The sequence below is a fragment of the Puia dinghuensis genome (assembly GCF_014642875.1).
Lineage (GTDB): Bacteria > Bacteroidota > Bacteroidia > Chitinophagales > Chitinophagaceae > Puia > Puia dinghuensis.
The window spans coordinates 1027555-1046552 of sequence record NZ_BMJC01000001.1; the positions used below are offsets into that span (position 1 = coordinate 1027555).

Annotated in this window: 12 protein-coding genes; 3 read left to right on the forward strand and 9 right to left on the reverse strand. The window is 52.9% G+C overall.

What is annotated here, in order from left to right; translation table 11 throughout:
• Positions 1 to 52: 52 nt before the first annotated feature.
• From IEY39_RS04060 to IEY39_RS04070, 3 genes are read right to left on the reverse strand one after another with little or no spacing between them, the layout of a single operon-like run.
• Complete coding sequence (locus IEY39_RS04060) at positions 53 to 3220, reverse strand: efflux RND transporter permease subunit (protein ID WP_188928786.1); 3168 nt, start codon at positions 3218 to 3220, stop codon at positions 53 to 55.
• 36 nt (positions 3221 to 3256) lie between these two features.
• The gene (locus tag IEY39_RS04065; RefSeq protein WP_188928788.1) at positions 3257 to 4405 is read right to left on the reverse strand and encodes an efflux RND transporter periplasmic adaptor subunit; all 1149 of its coding nucleotides are present in this window, start codon (positions 4403 to 4405) and stop codon (positions 3257 to 3259) included.
• Between the two features lie 31 nt (positions 4406 to 4436).
• The gene (locus tag IEY39_RS04070; protein ID WP_188928790.1) at positions 4437 to 5747 is read right to left on the reverse strand and encodes a TolC family protein; all 1311 of its coding nucleotides are present in this window, start codon (positions 5745 to 5747) and stop codon (positions 4437 to 4439) included.
• Positions 5748 to 6040: 293 nt separating this feature from the next.
• Between IEY39_RS04070 and IEY39_RS04075 the strand changes: the two genes are divergently transcribed.
• Positions 6041 to 6982 (forward strand): NAD-dependent epimerase/dehydratase family protein, encoded by a 942-nt coding sequence (locus IEY39_RS04075; RefSeq protein ID WP_229688758.1) that lies wholly within the window; start codon positions 6041 to 6043, stop codon positions 6980 to 6982.
• Positions 6983 to 7071: 89 nt separating this feature from the next.
• On the opposite strand, the gene IEY39_RS04080 is transcribed toward IEY39_RS04075, so the two are convergent.
• The 4 genes from IEY39_RS04080 to clpB form a co-directional block, all read right to left on the reverse strand.
• Positions 7072 to 9048, reverse strand: a complete 1977-nt coding sequence (locus IEY39_RS04080; RefSeq protein ID WP_188928792.1) for a KUP/HAK/KT family potassium transporter — start codon at positions 9046 to 9048, stop codon at positions 7072 to 7074.
• A gap of 75 nt (positions 9049 to 9123) precedes the next feature.
• Positions 9124 to 9651: a YdeI/OmpD-associated family protein gene (locus IEY39_RS04085; RefSeq protein ID WP_188928794.1), complete on the reverse strand. Its 528-nt coding sequence runs from the start codon at positions 9649 to 9651 to the stop codon at positions 9124 to 9126.
• 36 nt (positions 9652 to 9687) lie between these two features.
• A complete protein-coding gene (locus tag IEY39_RS04090) occupies positions 9688 to 10245 on the reverse strand; it encodes a DsbA family protein (RefSeq protein ID WP_229688759.1) in 558 nt (185 codons plus the stop codon).
• A 12-nt stretch (positions 10246 to 10257) separates the two neighbouring features.
• Positions 10258 to 12891 carry an ATP-dependent chaperone ClpB gene (gene clpB / locus IEY39_RS04095; RefSeq protein ID WP_188928795.1) on the reverse strand — a complete coding sequence of 878 codons (2634 nt, stop codon included), beginning with the start codon at positions 12889 to 12891 and terminating at the stop codon, positions 10258 to 10260.
• 82 nt (positions 12892 to 12973) lie between these two features.
• Here clpB and IEY39_RS04100 point away from each other — a divergent pair, with 82 nt between their 5' ends.
• The gene (locus IEY39_RS04100) at positions 12974 to 14026 is read left to right on the forward strand and encodes a serine hydrolase domain-containing protein (protein ID WP_188928797.1); all 1053 of its coding nucleotides are present in this window, start codon (positions 12974 to 12976) and stop codon (positions 14024 to 14026) included.
• 20 nt (positions 14027 to 14046) lie between these two features.
• Here IEY39_RS04100 and IEY39_RS04105 read toward each other — a convergent pair whose 3' ends face one another.
• Positions 14047 to 15945 (reverse strand): DUF3858 domain-containing protein, encoded by a 1899-nt coding sequence (locus tag IEY39_RS04105; RefSeq protein ID WP_188928799.1) that lies wholly within the window; start codon positions 15943 to 15945, stop codon positions 14047 to 14049.
• A 9-nt stretch (positions 15946 to 15954) separates the two neighbouring features.
• The gene (locus IEY39_RS04110) at positions 15955 to 17982 is read right to left on the reverse strand and encodes a DUF3858 domain-containing protein (RefSeq protein ID WP_188928801.1); all 2028 of its coding nucleotides are present in this window, start codon (positions 17980 to 17982) and stop codon (positions 15955 to 15957) included.
• A gap of 83 nt (positions 17983 to 18065) precedes the next feature.
• Between IEY39_RS04110 and queG the strand changes: the two genes are divergently transcribed.
• Positions 18066 to 18995 carry a tRNA epoxyqueuosine(34) reductase QueG gene (queG, locus tag IEY39_RS04115; RefSeq protein WP_188928803.1) on the forward strand — a complete coding sequence of 310 codons (930 nt, stop codon included), beginning with the start codon at positions 18066 to 18068 and terminating at the stop codon, positions 18993 to 18995.
• Positions 18996 to 18998 lie beyond the last annotated feature (3 nt).

An 18998-nucleotide genomic window follows, 5' to 3' on the forward strand; every position in this document is an offset into this window, starting at 1 on the left:
ATAAGCCTGCCCCTCCGGGGCAGGCTTATGCTGTTGACAAAAGCCAGTCTGATTATTCTGCCAGATTATATTCCTTGCTTCCTAACGCATCTAATTTACCCTTTCCATAGGTGATGCGGGTGATGACGACAAACAACACCGGAACGATGAAGATCGCCAGGCTGGTAGCGGCAAACATCCCCCCCAACACGGTAAAGCCGATGGTATTACGTGCCACCGATGAGGCTCCGGAAGCCAGCGCCAGGGGTAATACCCCCAACAGAAAGGCGATAGAGGTCATCAGGATTGGGCGAAGCCGCAGCTTGACAGCATCCAGCGTAGCGGCGACGACGGGCATCCCACGGTCGACCCGCTCTTTGGCGAACTCGACGATCAGGATCGCGTTCTTGGCCGACAACCCGATAAGGGTGATCAACCCGATCTGCGCATAGACATTATTGGTAAGTCGTGGTATCAGTGTCAGCGTAAGGATAGCGCCCAATACCCCGATAGGCACAGCCAGCAATACCGAGAAGGGCACCGCCCAGCTTTCATAGAGGGCCGCCAGGAAGAGAAACACAAAGACGATGGACAGGGCGAAGATATACACCGAGCTGTTGCCCGACTTTATTTCCTGCAGGCTTAACCCCGACCAGTCATACCCATACCCTTCCGGCAATACCTTGTCGGCTACCCGTTGTAGCGCTGCGATGGCCTGGCCGCTGCTGAATCCCTGTTTGGCCCCGCCGTCGATCTCGGCGCTGCGATAGATGTTGAAGTGGGAGATCAGCGGCGCGGTTTCCGTCGTCTTGAACGAAACGACAGTGCTCAGCGGGATCATTTGTCCCGCGGCATTCTTCACATAATACTGGTTGATCTTCGAAATATCGTTACGGTAGTTGGTATCCGCCTGGGCCACGACATAGAAGTTGCGTCCATAGTCAGTGAACTGGTTGATATAGGTACTCCCCATATACATCTGCATAGTATTGTATACGTCGGCCAGGCTGAGCCCCAGTTTCTTGGCCTTATCCCGGTCTACTCCCACCTGGTACCCAGGAGTATGGGCGGAGAAGAAGGTAAAGGCCTGGCCTATCTCGGGTTGCTTGTTCGCCTCGGCAACGAATTGGTTCACGACCCGTTCGAAGGTCTTGATATCATCGTTCGACTGCCGCTGTTCGATCTGGATGCTGAAACCGCCGGCATTACCCAGGCCCGGAATGGCCGGTGGCGGGATCACCACGACGCGTGCTTCCTTTATCGTCGAGAACCGCTTCTGCATTTCGGCAACGATCCCATATAGTTGCTCGCTCTTCTTCTTCCGTTGATCCCAGGGTTTGAACTGCACGAAGATACTGCCGGCATTCGATTTCGAACCGAAGGTCAGGATATTGAGTCCACCCAGGGCGGCCGTGTGGAGAACGCCGGGCACGGTTTGCGCCATATGCTGGATGCTGTCCAAAACGGCGATAGCGCGTGTGGTGGACCCAGCCTCGGGTATTTCGAATGAGATATAGACGCGACCATCATCCTCGGTCGGAATAAAGCCGGTGGGCTTGCTCCTGAACAGGAAGAAGTCGCCGACACAGATGCAGGCCAGCAGCACCAGCACCAGCGGAGCATGTCTGATCCAACCCTTGACGCCAGCGGTATACCGGAGAGTAACCCGGTTAAACCCTTGGTTGAACTTGAAAAACAACCAGTTTAGCCCCTTGGATTGTTTGTCGATACGATGTTCGCGCAGCAGCAGCATACACAGTGCCGGGGTCAGCGAGAGGGCCACAAAGGCCGAGATCAGCACCGAGATGGCGATGGTGATGGCAAACTGCTGGTAGAGGCGACCGACGATGCCCGGGATAAACCCAACGGGCACGAATACCGCCGCCAGGATGAGCGCGATGGCGACGACGGGTCCGGAGATATCCGCGATGGCTCGCGCGGTAGCTTCTTTTGGCGACAGGTGTTCCTCATCGATATAGTGCTGCACCGCCTCCACGACCACGATAGCGTCATCCACCACGATACCGATCGCCAACACAAAGCCGAACATCGTCAGGGTATTGATAGTAAAGCCAAGCGGGATAAAGAAGATGAAGGTTCCGACGATGGCCACAGGAATAGCCAGTACGGGAATGAGGGTAGAGCGCCAGTTCTGCAGGAACAAGAATACGACCAGCGTCACCAGCAACAAGGCGATGAGCAGGGTATTGACCACATCGGCGATAGACACCTTCACAACAGATACCGATTCGAATGGCACCACATAGTTGATGTCGGCGGGAAAATATCTCTTGGCGTCCGCGAGGGCCTTGTACACCCCTTCAGCCGTGGAAAGCGCATTGCTGCCCGGCGCCTGGTAGACCAGCAGGTAAGAAGCCCGGTCCCCATCCACAAAGGAGTTGGCGGTATAGCTCACTTTCCCAAGTTGTATTCGGGCGACATCCTTCAGATAGACGATCGAATTATTTTTGGGATCGCTGCGGACCACGATGTCGCCAAACTGTTGTTCCGTATTCAGCCGGCTGTCGGTAAAGACGGTGAACTCGAAGGCGGAACCGGAATTTTGCGGCGGCGCCGATACGGAACCGGCCGCCACCTGGAGGTTCTGCTCGTTGATGGCGCTCTGCACATCATTCACTGTCAGCCCCAGTTGTGCCAACTTATCGGTCTTCAGCCAGACACGCATACTGAAGTTGTCGGCGCGGCTGAACACATCCCCCACCCCCGGCGTCCGCAACAGAATATCCCGCAGGTAGATGTTGGCGTAGTTGTCCATAAACGGTATGCTGTGGGTATGCTTGGGGGAATAGATGGCTACCAGCATCAGGATCGCCGGGTTACGCTTCAGCGTGGTGATTCCCAGGCGCTGCACCTGCTGCGGCAGGGTCGGCGTTGCGATGCCTACCCGGTTCTGAATATCCAGCGCCACGATATTAGGGTCGGCCCCAATGTTGAGTGTGGCAGTAATCTGCGAGTTACCATTGTTGGCGCTATTGCTCTGCATATAGGCGATACCCGGCACCCCGTTCACCTGGGTCTCGATAGCCGTGGTCGTCGTCTGTTCTACCGTCTGCGCATCGGCGCCGGTGAAGTTACTGGTGATCTGCACCGTCGGTGGAGTGATATCGGGATACTGGCTGATCGGCATGTTCAAGATGGCCAGGGTTCCCACCAGCAGGATCACCAGGGAAATAACTATAGCCGTCACCGGCCTCCTGAGAAATATATTTGAAGACTTCATTAGGACTAAAATTTTGATTTATTTCCTCTCTTACGCTTACTTTCCTGCGGACGCTGCTCCTGCGGCCGTGGGTGCTTTTGGCGGAGCAACCGCGACGGCGCTGCTGTCCCTGAGTTTCTGTACTCCGTTGATGACCACTTTATCCCCGGCCTGAAGACCGCTTCTTGCGACTACCTTGTCTGCTATCCTGGTGCCAAGGACGACCTTGCGCTGCAAGGCATGTCCTTCATTGACGACAAAAACAAAATATTCACCCAGCTGCTCGACCACCGCCTTGTAAGGAATGAGCAGGCTGCTGTCGCCGGCGTCATGCTTTACGCGGATGTTGGCGGTGAGACCAGCCCTCAGCTCGTTCTTCGCATTGGGGAAGGTGATCCTTGCCTTGAGGGTACCCGTTGTGGGGTCGACAGAGCGGTCCAGCAGGTAGAGCGACCCGGGATAGGGATAGATCGAGCCATCGGGCAACATCACTGTGAAGAGCGAGTCCTTCGGCTTAGCCCCCGTCGCAAAATAATGGGAGAATTTGGGTATCTCCGCCTGATCGATGGCGATGTCGACGGCCATGGGATCGTCGGTGCTCACCGAATTGAGCAGGGTCTGCGGATACACCGCCGTCCCGATCTTCACCTGGGAGATGCCGATCGTCCCGTTGAAGGGCGCATAGATGACGGAATATTTCAGGTTGGTCTCTACGCTGGCTACGTTGGCCTGCGCTGCTGCCAGCTGCTGCTTGCTCGCTTCCAGGTCGGCCCGCTGGTGGTCCAGCGTCTGTTTGGCGATGGCGTCCTGTTTGGCCAGGTCCTCGTACCGGTCGGCATCCTGCTGCGACTTTGCGAGGTTCGCCCTGGCCACATCCACGTTGGCTTTGGCGGCTTCCACCGCGGCCTTATATTGTTGCTGATCTATCTCGTAGAGCTTCTGCCCTTTCTTCACCTGCTGTCCATCCTTGAAAAAGATGCCGACGATATTCCCCGACACCTGCGGCTTGATATCCACCTGGTTCAACGGCGTTGCAGTACCGGGATAAGAATCAAAATACGTGGCATTGCCGGCAGCCACGGTGTAGACATCCACCGCGACAGGTGGAGGGGCCTGGGGCCCTGCAGGTTTGCTATCCCCGCAGGAGGCAAGGCTCAACGAAACGGCGACCGACATAAAACCAATCCATGGTAAACTATTTCTCATATAAAATGATGATTTATCCAGTGTAAGTAAATTAATAAGTGATCGTTCCCAATGCTTTTTCTACATCCAGCTTGCTGCTCAACACCAGGTAGAGCGCATTACTATAATTCGTCTGCGCGGTGAGGAGATCCGTTTCGGCCGTAATCAGATCGAGATAAGCCTTGACGCCGGAGCGATATTGCAGCTCGATGGTGTTGAACACATCCCGCGCCAGTTCGAGATTATCCTTCTGAATATGATAGTTGTTCAGCTCGCTCTTGTAGGTGGCCAGCGACTCGGCATATTGGGTACTGATAGCCGTTTGCAGGTTGGTGACATCCCAGTCGATGCGGGTCAGCTGCAGCTCCGCGATCCGGATATTCTGGGTACGCTTGGTTCCCTGGAAAATAGGGAAGCTCACCTGCAGTCCGGCATAGGAATTAGGATAATCCTGTTTGTACAATGGGCTGAACCGGTTGTTCAGGTAGTTGAAATTATATCCCGCGCCGGCGGTCACCGTAGGGATATAGGCCCATTTGTTGTATTTGACGTTGGCTTGTTCCAGCCGCTTCTGCGTCATCAGTTGCTGATATTCGATGCGCTTGGAATAGTCCGGAAGCGCCAGGGTATCGATATAGACTTCGGCTTCCATCTGAGCGCTGTCATAAACAAGGTGCAGGGAATCCGGTGCGGTATATCCCATCAGCTGTTTCAACACGGCATATTTGGCCTTGAGCGTCTCTTCGTTGGTTTTCTTCTGGGCCTTGCTGTTGTTGAGGGAAATGGTGGCGCGTTTGTAATCGGTCTTATCCACAAGCCCGCCGCGGTATTGGTTATAGGTATCTTTTAAATTCCGCTCTAATCGCACAATATCATCATTCAGCACATCGATCTGTTTCTCGGTGAGCAGGACATCGTAAAAGGCCTTGCTCACGTTGACCGTCACATCGATCTTGTCACTCACCGTCGTCTGGCGGATATTGGTCATAACGTCATTCTTTGTCCTGGCCGCCAGAAGCACGTCGCGGGTAAACAGGTTCTGGGAGAGCGCAAAGCCCACCGTCGAGGTATTGTAGACTCCGCTCTTGATAACCTGGCCATTGAAAGCGATGGATTGCAGCTGGAAGTTATTCTGGTAATTGGCGTTGAGGTTGATCTGCGGATACCAGTCAGCCAGTTTGCTCTTCACCTGCCGTTCGGTGATCTGCTCATCCAGCAAGGCCTGCTGGACCAGGGGATAATGTTTGAGGGCATACTGTACGCAAGCCTGCAACGTCGCACTGGACAAGGTGTCCGTTGCCTTTTGAGCGCTTGCGAAAAGAACTAACATACTAAATCCACTGCTGATGAATATTCGCTTCATATTGTGAATGCTATGGTGATCGCCTAATCTTATGTCTGGCCTTCGCCGTCGAACCTCCGGTCCGCCCGAGGCTTGCAAAAATCGTTAGAATTCCGGGTTGCCCCGAGCCGTTGATGGAATACCCACCTACGTGTCAAAATAAGAGGCCAAAGTTAAACAAACGTTTGAATTAAACAAACGTTTAATCAAATCTTAACCCTACATCTTTGTAAACAATTATATAACAATATTTTACAAAAAACATACTATGGTAACCCAGGGTCTATCTATCTTTATGCCCTAAATTCGAACCCATGTCGATCCATACCATCCTTGGCGCAGGTGGCGCCATCGCCGACATCCTGGCGAAGGAACTCATTTCCCGCGGGCTGCCCGTTCGACTCGTATCCCGGCATCCGAAAGAACAGCCCGGAGCGACCATAGTCGCCGCCGACATTACTCAACCCGACCAGGCATTGCAAGCTATCAGCGGCTCATCCGTCGTCTACAATTGCATCGGGTTGAAATATGATTATTATCTCTGGCGTGAACAGTGGCCACGCATCATGGACAACCAGATCGAAGCCTGTAAAAGGGCAGGAGCAAAACTCATTTTCTTCGACAACGTCTATATGTACGGGAGAGTCGATGGCCCGATGACGGAAGACACACCCTACGACCCCTCCAGCCGCAAGGGTGATCTTCGGGCCCGCATCGCAACAAAATTGATGAGCGAGGTTCGAAAAGGGAACATCACCGCCACCATCGCCCGGGCGGCTGACTTCTATGGCCCCGGTACGAATAAGACTAGTGTCCCCGACATTCTCATTTTTCAAAGAATGCTAAAAGACCAGCCTGCTCAATGGCTGGTAAATGCCCACGCAGGGCACTCTTTCACCTATACGCCGGATGCGGCAAAAGCACTGGCGCTGCTCGCCACAGACGATAATTCCTGGAACCAGGTGTGGCACCTGCCGACGGCGGCGCCGACCATCACGGCAGCGGAATTCATCAGGCAGGCAGCCATGGCCATGGGCAAAAGCGAAAGGTACAAGATAATGCCGAAATGGATGATCCGGCTGGGAGGGGTTTTCGATACGACGACGGCCGAATTGTACGAAATGCTTTATCAATATGCCTTCGACTACCACTTCGATTCGACAAAATTTCAAATAGCCTATCGCTTCCAGCCTACCTCGTACGAAGAGGGTATTAAAGCGACAGCCAATGCACATCTGCATGGCACTGGCTTTTAAAAGGATTGCTGTAATCGGGTCTAAGGTGACAGATCAGAAACGGGCTTAGGCCTTCCACTCAAATATAGTGCTTTTTTTCATTACTGGCATCAACGATGTATCCTATAGTAAGCTCGATGAAGATTGATCTTCGTCACTGGCGCCACCACCAGCGGCAGCTTCTCGACAACAGTCTCGCTGGAATCCAGGCCAAAAGCCTTTTCTTCGGCCAGCGCCAGCTTCTTCAGGCTGAAATAGCTGTTCAGGATGAACCCGTCGCGCACGGAGAATTCGTTGTCGTAAGAAAGGAATTTCTCGAGGATGACGAATCTAAAGTCCTCGGCGATATTATGCTTCTTCAGGGAAGGATAACGGCTGACAATATCCAGCTCTTTGTTACAGATCATTTCCGTCACCACTTTCCTGAACATCAGGCCAACGTTCTGCTTGACGCGGAAGCCCAGCCGAAACTCTACCCGGATCACCTTGTCGTTCATCAGCTCTTCCACGCCGTATTCCATCGTATAGGGTTCGTCGGTACGTTCGATATGGACAAACCAGTAGACATCCGCTCTTTTGGGGTTATGGCTGAAAATGGAATACAATATCTTTTCTTCTATCTGGTTGGGCCGGTTGGCTTTGGTGAGATAGATGAGGTGTGACGAGAATTTCGGGATGGATTCATCCTTGCTGAGGCCTTCCAGCAACGGGATGTGCTCATTCAGATCGATAAAGTTGAGGAACCGGTTGTTGATCTTTCTGGCATTATACCAGATATACATGGTAAAGATGAGCCCGAATTCGAAGACCAGGAAGAAAAGGCGCTTGACGATCTTCACTGCGTTGGCGACAAAGAACGAAGACTCCACGCTGATAAAAACAACCAGGATGGGGACCACTAGCCACATAGGCAGGTGCTTTGTCCTTCGCAGGAAGTAATACATGAGGATGGTCGTCATCAGCATGGCGACGGTGATGGAGAAACCATAGGCCGCCGTCATGGCTTCCGATGTCCTGAAATACAGCACCACCAGGAAACAGCCGGTACAGAGTATCCAGTTGATGCTGGGGATATAGATCTGACCGCGGACATCAGTAGGAAATTTGACCGTCACCTTTGGCCAGAAATTCAAGCTGATGGCTTCGTTTATTAGGGTGAACGACCCGCTGATCAAGGCCTGGCTGGCGATGATGGAAGCCGCCGTGGCGATAAACACGCTAGGGATGAGAAACCAGTGAGGGACGATGGCGAAAAAGGGGTTGACACCGCCCAGGCTGTCTGTATGCTGCAAGAGCACCCACGCGCCCTGTCCGAGATAGTTGAGCACCAGGCAGATCTTTACGAAGATCCAGCTTACCTGGATATTCTTGCGGCCGCAATGGCCCAGGTCGCTATACAACGCTTCGGCCCCGGTGGTACAAAGGAAAACGGCGCCCAGCAGCCAGAACCCGTTGGGATGGCGGATCAGCAGCTCCAGGCCATAATGCGGGCTCAGGGCCTTCAACACCATGGGGTAATGTATTATCTGGTTGACACCCAGGATAGCCAGCATGGAGAACCAGACGAACATGATCGGTCCGAAAGACCCACCCACCACCTTCGTCCCAAACCGCTGGAAGATGAATAGCAGCAACAGAATGACCAGCACGATCTCTACCACCAGGTTGTTGCCCGGGACGATGATGTTCTCCAGGCCATGAACCGAGTTCAACCCTTCGATGGCCGATGTTACGGAGATTGGCGGCGTGATGATGCCGTCGGCCAGCAACGTTCCGGCGCCGATGATGGCGGGGTAAACCAGCTTTTTCCCATACCGGCGGACGAGGGCGTACAGGGAGAACACGCCACCCTCCCCCTTGTTATCAGCCTTTAGGGTTATAAAGACGTATTTGAAGGTCGTCTGCAGGGTCAGGGTCCAGAAAACGCAGGAAATGGCCCCGAGGACCAATTCTTCCGTTACTTTTCCGCCTTCTGTCATGATTGTCTGGAAAGTATACAGCGGGGATGTACCGATGTCACCGAAAATAATACCAAGAGTGATGAGGAGTCCCGCGGTCGAGATCTTCTTTGAATGGCTTAAATCCATAATGCGGCCCGGGGTGCAAAAAACGTACCCGGCGCGCAAAGTAACAGAAAAATTATGTCATTTTAAGAATGAATATTATCGATCTTCCCGAAGCGAGCGGACCTGCTCCCCATAGGCCCGGAGCATGTCGCCAAAACTCATCTTTTTCATCATCGCATCCACGATCTGGCTGATGCGACGGGTCCGCGTAGCTTCCATTTTGGCAGTCTTGACCCAGTTGCCATACCAGTTCTGATGAGATTTTGGCAGGCTCTTGAAATGTTCCAGCGCCTTCGGCTCGTCGGCAAGGCAGTCCAGGAGATCTTTTGGCGGAAGGATGACCTTGCCATCCACCTCCAGCTGCACGTCCAGGGTGTCCCCTTTTTGCTTGCGAAGGGATTTGCGGATCGCGGCCTTCAGCGCCATGATAAAATCCCCCTCCCCCATGGGAAGCAGGGCCATCCCGCTAATGGCAAGGTCATCCAGCTTCCCTTTTACGCGGAATGATTTCTTATTACCAGGTTTTAACTGTTCGGCCAGCTTCGCAGAGATCTTGATATACGACCAGCCGCTTTTATCCCCCATCTCCTGGAATTGCAATATTTTGGTCTTAAACTTTACCATATATCAAAAAATCCGGGGCCTTCAGCCCCGGATTTTTTATGCTCTCTTCTTTTTCTGTTTCAGCTTTAGTGCGTCTTCGATCCCCTTCCGGAGATTCTCGAAGGTAGGCTTCCCGGTAAAAAGGACGCCGTTGATAAAGAAGGCCGGCACATCCCGCACCCCCTTATTCAGTCCTTCCAGCAGATCGCTCCGCACTTGCCACCCATAGGTGGAATTGACCAGGTGGTCCAGGAATTTCTTGTCCACTACTCCAACATCTTTCGCATATTCCCGGAGGCTGATCGCTCCCAGCCGGCGGCGATGGGCAAAAAGGGTATTGTGCATCTCCCAGAACTTGCCTTCCTGGGCCGCACCAAGGGAAGCCTCAGCTGCCTTCATGGCATGTTGATGGATCTTAGTCAACGGAAAATGCCGGAAATTGAATCGTAGCTTTCCATCAAACTGTTCCAGGAGCTTCCCTACCACCTCATTGACCTTTGCACAGGCCTCGCTTTCATAATCTCCGTACTCCGTTAAGGTTACGGGAGCTTTTGGATCACCCACGAAAACATCCTTAGTCGGGATGATCACGGCTGCTTCTTTTGCTTTCATCATATGTGTAACACTTTACCGCTCTTTTGGTTCGGCAAAATGTGGCTGTTCGTTGCGGAATACTACGACCCCGTCAAAAACATCCACCAACACCGGGACGGTCCGATCGATATCCCCAGCCAATATCTTCTTACTCAACTGGTTAACTATTTCCTTCTGGATCAGCCGTTTCAGCGGCCGGGCGCCGAACTGAGGGTCGAATCCGTTTTCGGCAAGGTAGTCGACGGCATAATCGCTGAATTGCAGATTTATCCCGTTTTTAGCTACCAGCTGCCGCAGGTTGTCCAGCTGGATCTTGATGATCCCCCTGATCTCCGTTTTCAACAGCGGCTGAAACAGGATGATCTCGTCTATCCGGTTGAGAAATTCAGGCCGGATGGTCTGCCGCACCTGGTCGATGACTTCCAGCCGGGTCCTTTCCATCACTTCTTCCCGGTTCTTCTCCGTGACATTCTCAAAATTGGCCTGGATCACCTGGCTGCCCATATTGCTGGTCATGATGATGATGGTATTCTTAAAGTTGACCACGCGTCCTTTGTTATCAGTCAGCCGGCCATCATCCAACACCTGCAGCAGGATATTGAAGACATCCGGGTGGGCTTTTTCAATTTCATCCAGCAGGATGACGGAATAGGGTTTCCGCCGTACGGCTTCCGTCAGCTGACCGCCTTCATCATACCCGACATAACCGGGAGGGGCGCCGATGAGCCGGCTAACCGTGTGTTTCTCCTGGTATTCGCTCATATCGATACGGGTGATCATGCTTTCATCATCGAAAAGATATTCCGCAAGGGCCTTGGCTAATTCGGTCTTACCGACACCGGTCGTCCCTAAAAAGATGAAGGAACCGATGGGCCGCTTGGGGTCCTGGAGACCGGCGCGGCTTCTGCGAATGGCATCGGCCACGGCGGTGATAGCCTCATCCTGGCCTACCACCCGCTTGTGCAGCTCATCTTCCAGGTTAAGCAATTTATCCTTTTCGCTCTGCAACATCCGGGTTACCGGGATACCGGTGGCTTTTGCCACGGCTTCCGCGATGTCCTCGGCATCCACTTCTTCCTTCATCAGGCGGGAACCCGCGCTGATGGCAGAAAGTTGGGCCGAATACTCGTCAATGATCTTTTCCTGCTCCTTTATCTTTCCATAACGAATCTCCGCTACCTGTCCATACTGCCCTTCCCGCTCGGCCTTTTCTGCGGCGAGTTTTAGATTTTCGATACTGGCCTTGGCATTCTGTACCTTCTCCACCAGTTCCTTCTCCTGTTTCCACTTGGCCTTCAGCGTATCTCTCTCCACACTTTGATTCCCGATCTCGGCGCTGAGCTCGCGCAGCTTTTCTTCGTCCTTTTCCCGCTTGATGGCTTCCCTTTCGATCTCCAATTGGCGGATCGATCGCTCGAGCCTGTCGAGCTCTTCCGGCATGGAGTTCATCTCCAGCCGAAGCTTGGCGGCGCTTTCATCGATGAGGTCGATGGCTTTGTCCGGCAGAAACCGGTCGGTAATATACCGATGTGACAATTCCACGGCAGCGATGATAGCTTCGTCTTTTATACGTACATGGTGATGCGTCTCGTAACGGTCTTTCAATCCCCGCAGGATCGAGATCGCGTCTTCCACGTTGGGCTCATCGATCATCACCTTCTGGAAACGACGCTCGAGCGCCTTATCCTTTTCAAAAAATTTCTGGTATTCATTAAGGGTAGTAGCGCCGATGGCCCGAAGTTCGCCACGCGCCAGGGCCGGCTTCAGGATATTGGCGGCATCCATGGCCCCTTCACCCCCGCCGGCGCCGACCAGGGTATGGATCTCATCGATAAACATCACGATCTCCCCGTCGCTGCCCGCCACTTCTTTTACGACGCTCTTTAATCTTTCCTCGAATTCCCCTTTATACTTGGCGCCCGCGATCAGCTGTCCCATGTCGAGGGCATAGATGGTTTTCGACCGGAGATTCTCCGGCACGTCCCCGTTGACGATGCGATGGGCGAGCCCTTCAGCGATGGCCGTCTTACCAACACCGGGTTCCCCAACGAGGATGGGATTGTTCTTGCTTCGGCGAGATAGAATATGAAGGGTTCTTCTGATTTCTTCATCCCGGCCAATAACCGGGTCCAACTTCCCCTGCCGGGCCAGCTCGTTGAGATTCTTTGCATATTTATTGAGGGCATTAAAGGTGGTTTCGGTCGTCTGGCTGTTGACCGTAGACCCTTTCCGCAGATCTTTAATGGCCGCTATTAATCCTTTTTCAGTAAGGCCGGCATCCTTTAGAAGCTTGGCCGTATTATCACTACCTTGTACCAAACCAAGGAGAAGATGTTCTACGCTGACGAATTCATCGCCAAACTGCTTCAGATCGCTGCCCGCCCGGAGAATGACATTGTTCAATTCCCGGCTGATGGTCTGAGCCGGTTGAGCACCGGCGCCACTTATCTTGGGAAGCTTCTGAAGACTCTCTTCCAGTTTACTCTCCACAAACCCCACATTCACATTGTTCTTCTTAAGCAGAAACTCCACCAGCGAATCTTCCTCATTGAGCAACGCCTTCAGAAGATGATCCGTATCTATTGCCGGGTTCGAACCGTCAAATGCCAGTTGCTGCGACCGGGCGATCGCCTCCTGGGCCTTGATGGTAAAATTATTCAGGTTCATAGATTTATATGGTTTTCCTTTTTAATTAATAAATAGTAATCTTGTGACGCAAAATCCAAACCAGGACCTCAATCCCGATATTATGTCATATCAAATCAGGTTTAACTGCCGACGCTTCAGTTTGTTCGTTCTTCCGCTGCTATTCTGTCTGCATTCCCTTGCACAGGGCAATTTTGATGCTGTAGATCAATTACTTAAACAGAATCAGAAGGCTTTCGGTGGGGGGTATGTCATGCTGGTCTGGAAGGATGGCAAGATCGTTTATCAGAAGCAGGCAAACCAGGATTTCACGGGCAAGACCCCGGCTCCCATTGCCGGCGCGGGTAACTGGCTGACGGCCGCCCTGGTGATGACCTTCGTGGATGAGGGCAAACTATCGCTGGATGATAAGGTGACGCAATATATCCCCCTGTTCGGGAAATATATGAAGGGATACATTACCATCCGCAACTGTCTGACCAATACCACCGGCATCAAGACCGATCAAAGCGTTACAAGCGTCCTGGCGAAACAAAAGTTCGAGACGCTTGAAGACATGGTCAATTCCTACGCCAGCAAGCATGATATCGGGACCAATCCCGGCACTGAGTTCTTTTACAGCAACTTCGGACCCAACATCGCCGCCCGGGTACTGGAGATCGTTTCGAAAAAATCATTCGAACGGCTGATGCGCGAACGCATCACGAATCCCCTTAAAATGCGGGGCACCAACTTTGCCAATGAAGAAGGCGGGGCGACCAATCCCTCCGGCGGGGCCAAATCTACCGCCAACGACTATCTCAACTTTCTCACCATGCTCCTGAATAAGGGAACGTTCGAAGGCAAACGCATCCTGAGCGAAAAAGCGGTAGAAGAGCTGGAGGCCTCCCAGTTCGCCGATCTCCCGATAAAATACCTGCCTAAGGAATTAACCGGTGCTCATTTTGGGCTCGGGGAATTCATCACCGGAACCAACGCCTCGGGCGGCAGCGCCATCCTGGCTTGCCCCAACCTGTTGGGCACGGCTCCCTTCATCGATAAATGCCGGAATTATGCGGCGATCCTGATCGCCGAAAAACCCGAAGAAGAAAAGAAACCGCTCTATCAAAACCTCGTGAACCTCGTCGGTGAAGCCATCGGCGGTGGATGTCAGTAAGGCGGGCGCGCCGGGCGGTGCTACTCTTTCTTCACCAGCACCACCTTTTGGTTGTCCGCCTGGTATAACTGCTCATAGAAGCGAACGAGGCCGGGATAGTCGGCAGGCGGATAGTGTTTAATGGATTGCTGCAGGTAGCGGTAGTAGATCAATTTGTCGTTGTCGAATTTTACACTGGCCTTAAAGCGGCCGTACTTCCCGTCAATGGTGACATCTTCCGGCATGGCCTCGGGCTGGTAACCGGGAGGAACCGATATCTCCACACTGTCAATATCGGTATAAGCCCTGTCGGTGATATAATCGTATTTGCGGACGCTGTCTGCCGGCAGACGTTTGTGGCTGCGGTCAACGAGATTGGGTGCGATGAAGAGCCGCCGGCCCGATACCCCGGCATAGTTGGGCGCCAGCAAATGCAGGTCTTCTTTTACGACAGGCAGAGGGCCCTTCTCCTCCTCGTAATGGCTTTTGTCCACCGTATAGGTCGGCAAAGAGAAAAGCTCATTCAGGTATTTCGTCCTGTCCTCCGCCGACATCTCATCTATCATGGACTGCGGCAGGTCCTGGCGGACGCAGCGGTACATCGTGTTCACACTGGCGTCAAGATTACCGTCAGCGCCGATCTGTGCCCGGATGACCCGGCATCGCGTATTATCATCTGCAGAATAGGAAGGTGTCGCAACTATATGCGCACCATCATCATCGATGAGGATCGCTTTGCGCCCGCCCGTAAATGTGCCCATATACCCAACAGGTACCGTCTGGTTGGTGCATTCCAGCCAAAGGCTGTCCTTACCCATAGGCACGCATGTAATGATATGGTTGGACTGACGGCTGGAGAATGCTTCGATCATCGGCGGTGCATCATTTCCTGACATGATCTCTACATATCTTGCCGGGATGCCAGCTTCCTTCAGCAGGGCTACCATGTAGTTGGACAGGGCCTTGCAGTCACCATATTTCTTCACGGCCACATATTCGGCAGGGAATGGCTGCAAGCCGCCGATACCCAATGACACGTTCATATAATGGGTGTTCTGCTGAAGATAATGATACAGGGCGTATACTTTCCGTCGCTTGTCGGGAATGGTGTCCACCAGCGCATGCACCTGTTGCCGGATATTGTCAGGCAGGATGTCACGCCCGGCGCGCAACTGGGCGATAAACTTTCCGTAGTTCTCCCAGGTGGACATGTTTCCCTTATATCCCTGGGCCTCGAAGTCAGAAGGCGCGATGAGGACATAAGGGACCATCTCCCGCCAGCGGGGTCCCGAGGGTTCGGTATTACGCGCGGGGAGATTGCTTGCCTCCCAGGTGTAGATCTTTTTATCCCGGTTTTCCGTTATCAGCGGCGGCGCAGCCCCGTTCATCAGCATATAACGCACAGTGTAATCCTTTGGGGCAATGATGGTATACTTGCAGTGCTGAGTAGAGATACCGGAGTTGAGGAGGGGTATCCAATCGCTGAAATCAAGGATCCCATTTATATCATCTTCTTCCTGGTAATCCACTGTATAAGGATAGACCTTGCAATAGAAATTGTACTCGAGATAGCGGGTATCGGAAACAAGACTCATATCGTCAACATAAGTCTTGTCCTGCATATCCTTTCGCTTCACCTTCCGCACCTGTTTCCCCAGGCTGTCATAGAGCACCCCCGAGATTTCGTTGATGGAATTAAACTTACCAAAGGAGGAGGTATAGCCTCCCAGGTTATCGCCATTGGGGCTAAGGATGGTATAGACATTGTGCTCTTTTTCCACCGCTTTCCCCGGCGATTTGATCTCCAATATCAGCTCCGATTCCCGGATAACCGCACGCGCGCCTTTTCGCAGCGAGTCGGGTAGCAGCGCCGTGCTGTAGTTTTGCGCCTGCGCCAGGCAAGGGACGGCCAGCAACAGAAGATACGCTATTCGCTTCATGCTTAGGAATTATTTCTTTTTCAGAACGATCGGCTCGCTTTCCTTCTTGACGATAAAGGCAAAGAAGTCCCGGAGAGCGCTATAGTCTTCCGGCTGAAACTGGGCCCTGTTCAACTTTACCCTGCAGCGCATCTGAATCATCCCGCCGCCCTGTTGTATCAGGTATTCGAAATAGCCCTGGTCGGCGTTGAAAGCCACTTTGGCCGATTTTGGCAGTTCGTCCACACTGTACCCCTGGGGTATTTCCATCGATAAGATATAGGTCTCGTCCATGGTGTAAGGCATTTCGACGGGATACTTCCGGTCTTCAGCGGGATAGGGATTTTCCCGGTAACCTTCGCCCAGCATCGGGGTCAGATAGAACACCGAAGCACCCGCAGTCTGCTTCAGGAGAAATTCATAATGTACCTTTATGGGCTCCTCCGGTTTGTCCAGGGAATCGATGCCGCCATTGCTGATGTCCATGTCTTCCCCCCAGCTTGTCTGGATATCTTTGAAGTAAGCCTGCTCCCCTTTTTCACTCACTCTTTTTCGCACCTCATAGGATTCTTCCGGACCCAGCGTTGTTTGCCACTGTCCTTCTATTCCTTTGTCCGTATTGGAGATCAGCACCATCGTGGTCTTCTTTTCCTTCAGGGAGTCGGCCCAGAACCATACGGACGCCGAGTCGCTGTTGCTGATGATACGGGCATGCCCGTTGTAGCAGTTGCCGGCCAACTGGCCAAAACCCAATTGGGGATGGGCCGCATCAAGATAGTAGATATGGTCATCTATCTTTAGCCGGGCGACCACATAGTTCAATCGCTGCAGAATGGGATAGGTCGCCAGATTGAACCCATGCTCCCTCGTGCTCAGCACGACAGGATCGACGTGCATGGCCTTTCTGCGGAGCATGGCGATGAGCAGGAGATTGATATCGCCGACGGTTCCGCGGTTGCTCTTCAGGACATCCCGCAGATTGGTCTTGATATATTTATCGTAATGGTCGGTGCAGGTGAAATGCCGGCTTACATAATAATAGATGGCCTTTGCCTGCGCTAATTGGCCGTCGCCGGTAGCGATCTTATCGGTCAGCGCATTCAACTGATCATTGTCCTGCTCCAGGGCGCCGCCAAAATCATCCCTTTTCAACAGCTCCTCAGTGGCTTTGGCCCAGCTGTTTGTCTGATCATAGGAGGTCTCTCCGTCATTGGTGGCGGACAGTTGAAAATCTATCTTGTCGAGATAATTCTCCGGGGTGGTGAGGAATCGTTCGTCGCCAAAAGCCGGGATCTCTTTCATGGCCCAGGTATGTTTGATGGTATTGATGCTGTAATACCGATCCTGGTCCAGGCTTGTTGCGGTGCGGCTGTTGTGGATGTTATAGGACCCGCTCCCCTCCGCCCCCTTATCCGTCGAATAGGGATGGGCGCCCTGACGGACAAAAATGAACGATAGGGTTCTGGGTATCTCCACCTGGTATTGGCTGAACAGGCAGGGGTAGCTCTCCCATTGGAATTGCCAGTAAGGAAGATAATGCCAGTACTCCGATGTTATCGTATAGGTGTATTCGATAATAGACCCTTCTTTTACCCCGGGAAGGGAAAATTTTGCTTCCGTTTGTTCCTTATCCATCCGGTTGAGGAAAACGTCCTTTGCTTCCAGCTTGGTCTGAATCACCTGTCCATTATCCATATTATAGGTGGCGGCTTGTACATTGCTGATCCTTTCCGCACTCTCATCCCGGCCATAGAGACCGACGGAGATGGTAGCCAGGTCGAATGCTTTCTTGTTGATGATCTTTATCCGGGTCTGCCGCGTATAAACATACGAGAACCACCCGGTCTTGCTGCCGATGTAGTGGACGCTGCCTTCATCGTCAAGGATGACGGCGTTGGTATTGTTGTCGATTATCGGCGATTTGGCGGAGAGGGAAAAATCCGCGGGAGTGATCTTTCCCCATGTATTCTTAGCTTTGCCCTGGGCAGAACAAAGATCACTCAGAAGACATAGGCATACAATCGCGGCGATATAGGTTAACGGCTTCAGGGGGACCATAATGGCTCGGTTAGGGAGTAATCGATCCCAAAATAAATAAATTACTCATATATTTCTGCTCCCTGGGGATAAAAATGTAACAGTTGACAAAAAGCGACCATACACATCTCATTAAGAAATGGAGCCACGAGCTGGGTTTTCAGTATTGCGGCATCGCCCGGGCCGTCCGCCTGGACGACGATGCCCGGCGCCTGGAAGCCTGGCTCAACAAGGGTATGCAGGGAACCATGCAGTATATGGAAAACCATTTCGATCTGCGCATCGATCCTTCCCGGCTGGTTCCCGGCGCCAGATCGGTAATCACCCTGCTGATGAACTACTATCCACCCGTCCGGCAACAACCGGAGGCGCCCCGGGTAGCTAAATATGCGTATGGCAAGGATTATCATGAGGTGATCCGAAGCAGGTTAAAGGAATTGCTCGCGAAGATGCGGGCGGCCATCGGCGAAGTGGACGGCCGTGGTTTTGTCGACAGCGCCCCGGTGCTCGAACGGAGCTGGGCGGTACGCAGCGGCCTTGGATTCGTAGGCAGGAATGGTAATCTCCTCGTCAAACAAGCCGGATCCTTCTTCTTCATTGCCACCCTGATTGTCGACATCGAGCTTGAATATGATTCTCCATTCTCCGGCGACTATTGCGGCACCTGCCGCCGGTGCATCGATGCCTGTCCCACGGATGCCATCGGCGAAGATAAAGTGGTGGACGGCAGTAAGTGTATCTCGTATTTTACCATCGAGCTAAAAGACCTGTTGATCCCCGATGAGATGAAAGGGAAGTTCGATAACTGGCTGTTTGGCTGTGATACCTGCCAGGACGTATGTCCCTGGAACCGCTTCTCGCGGCCTGCGACGGAGCTGGAGTTCACCCCGATTCCCGCCATCCTGAATTTCAAGACCTCGGACTGGGAGCAGTTGACGGAAGAGGGGTTCAAGGAGATATTCCGTCATTCGGCGATCAAGCGCACCCGTTATACCGGAATACGCCGCAACCTGCGTTTCCTGGAAGGGGAATGAGCG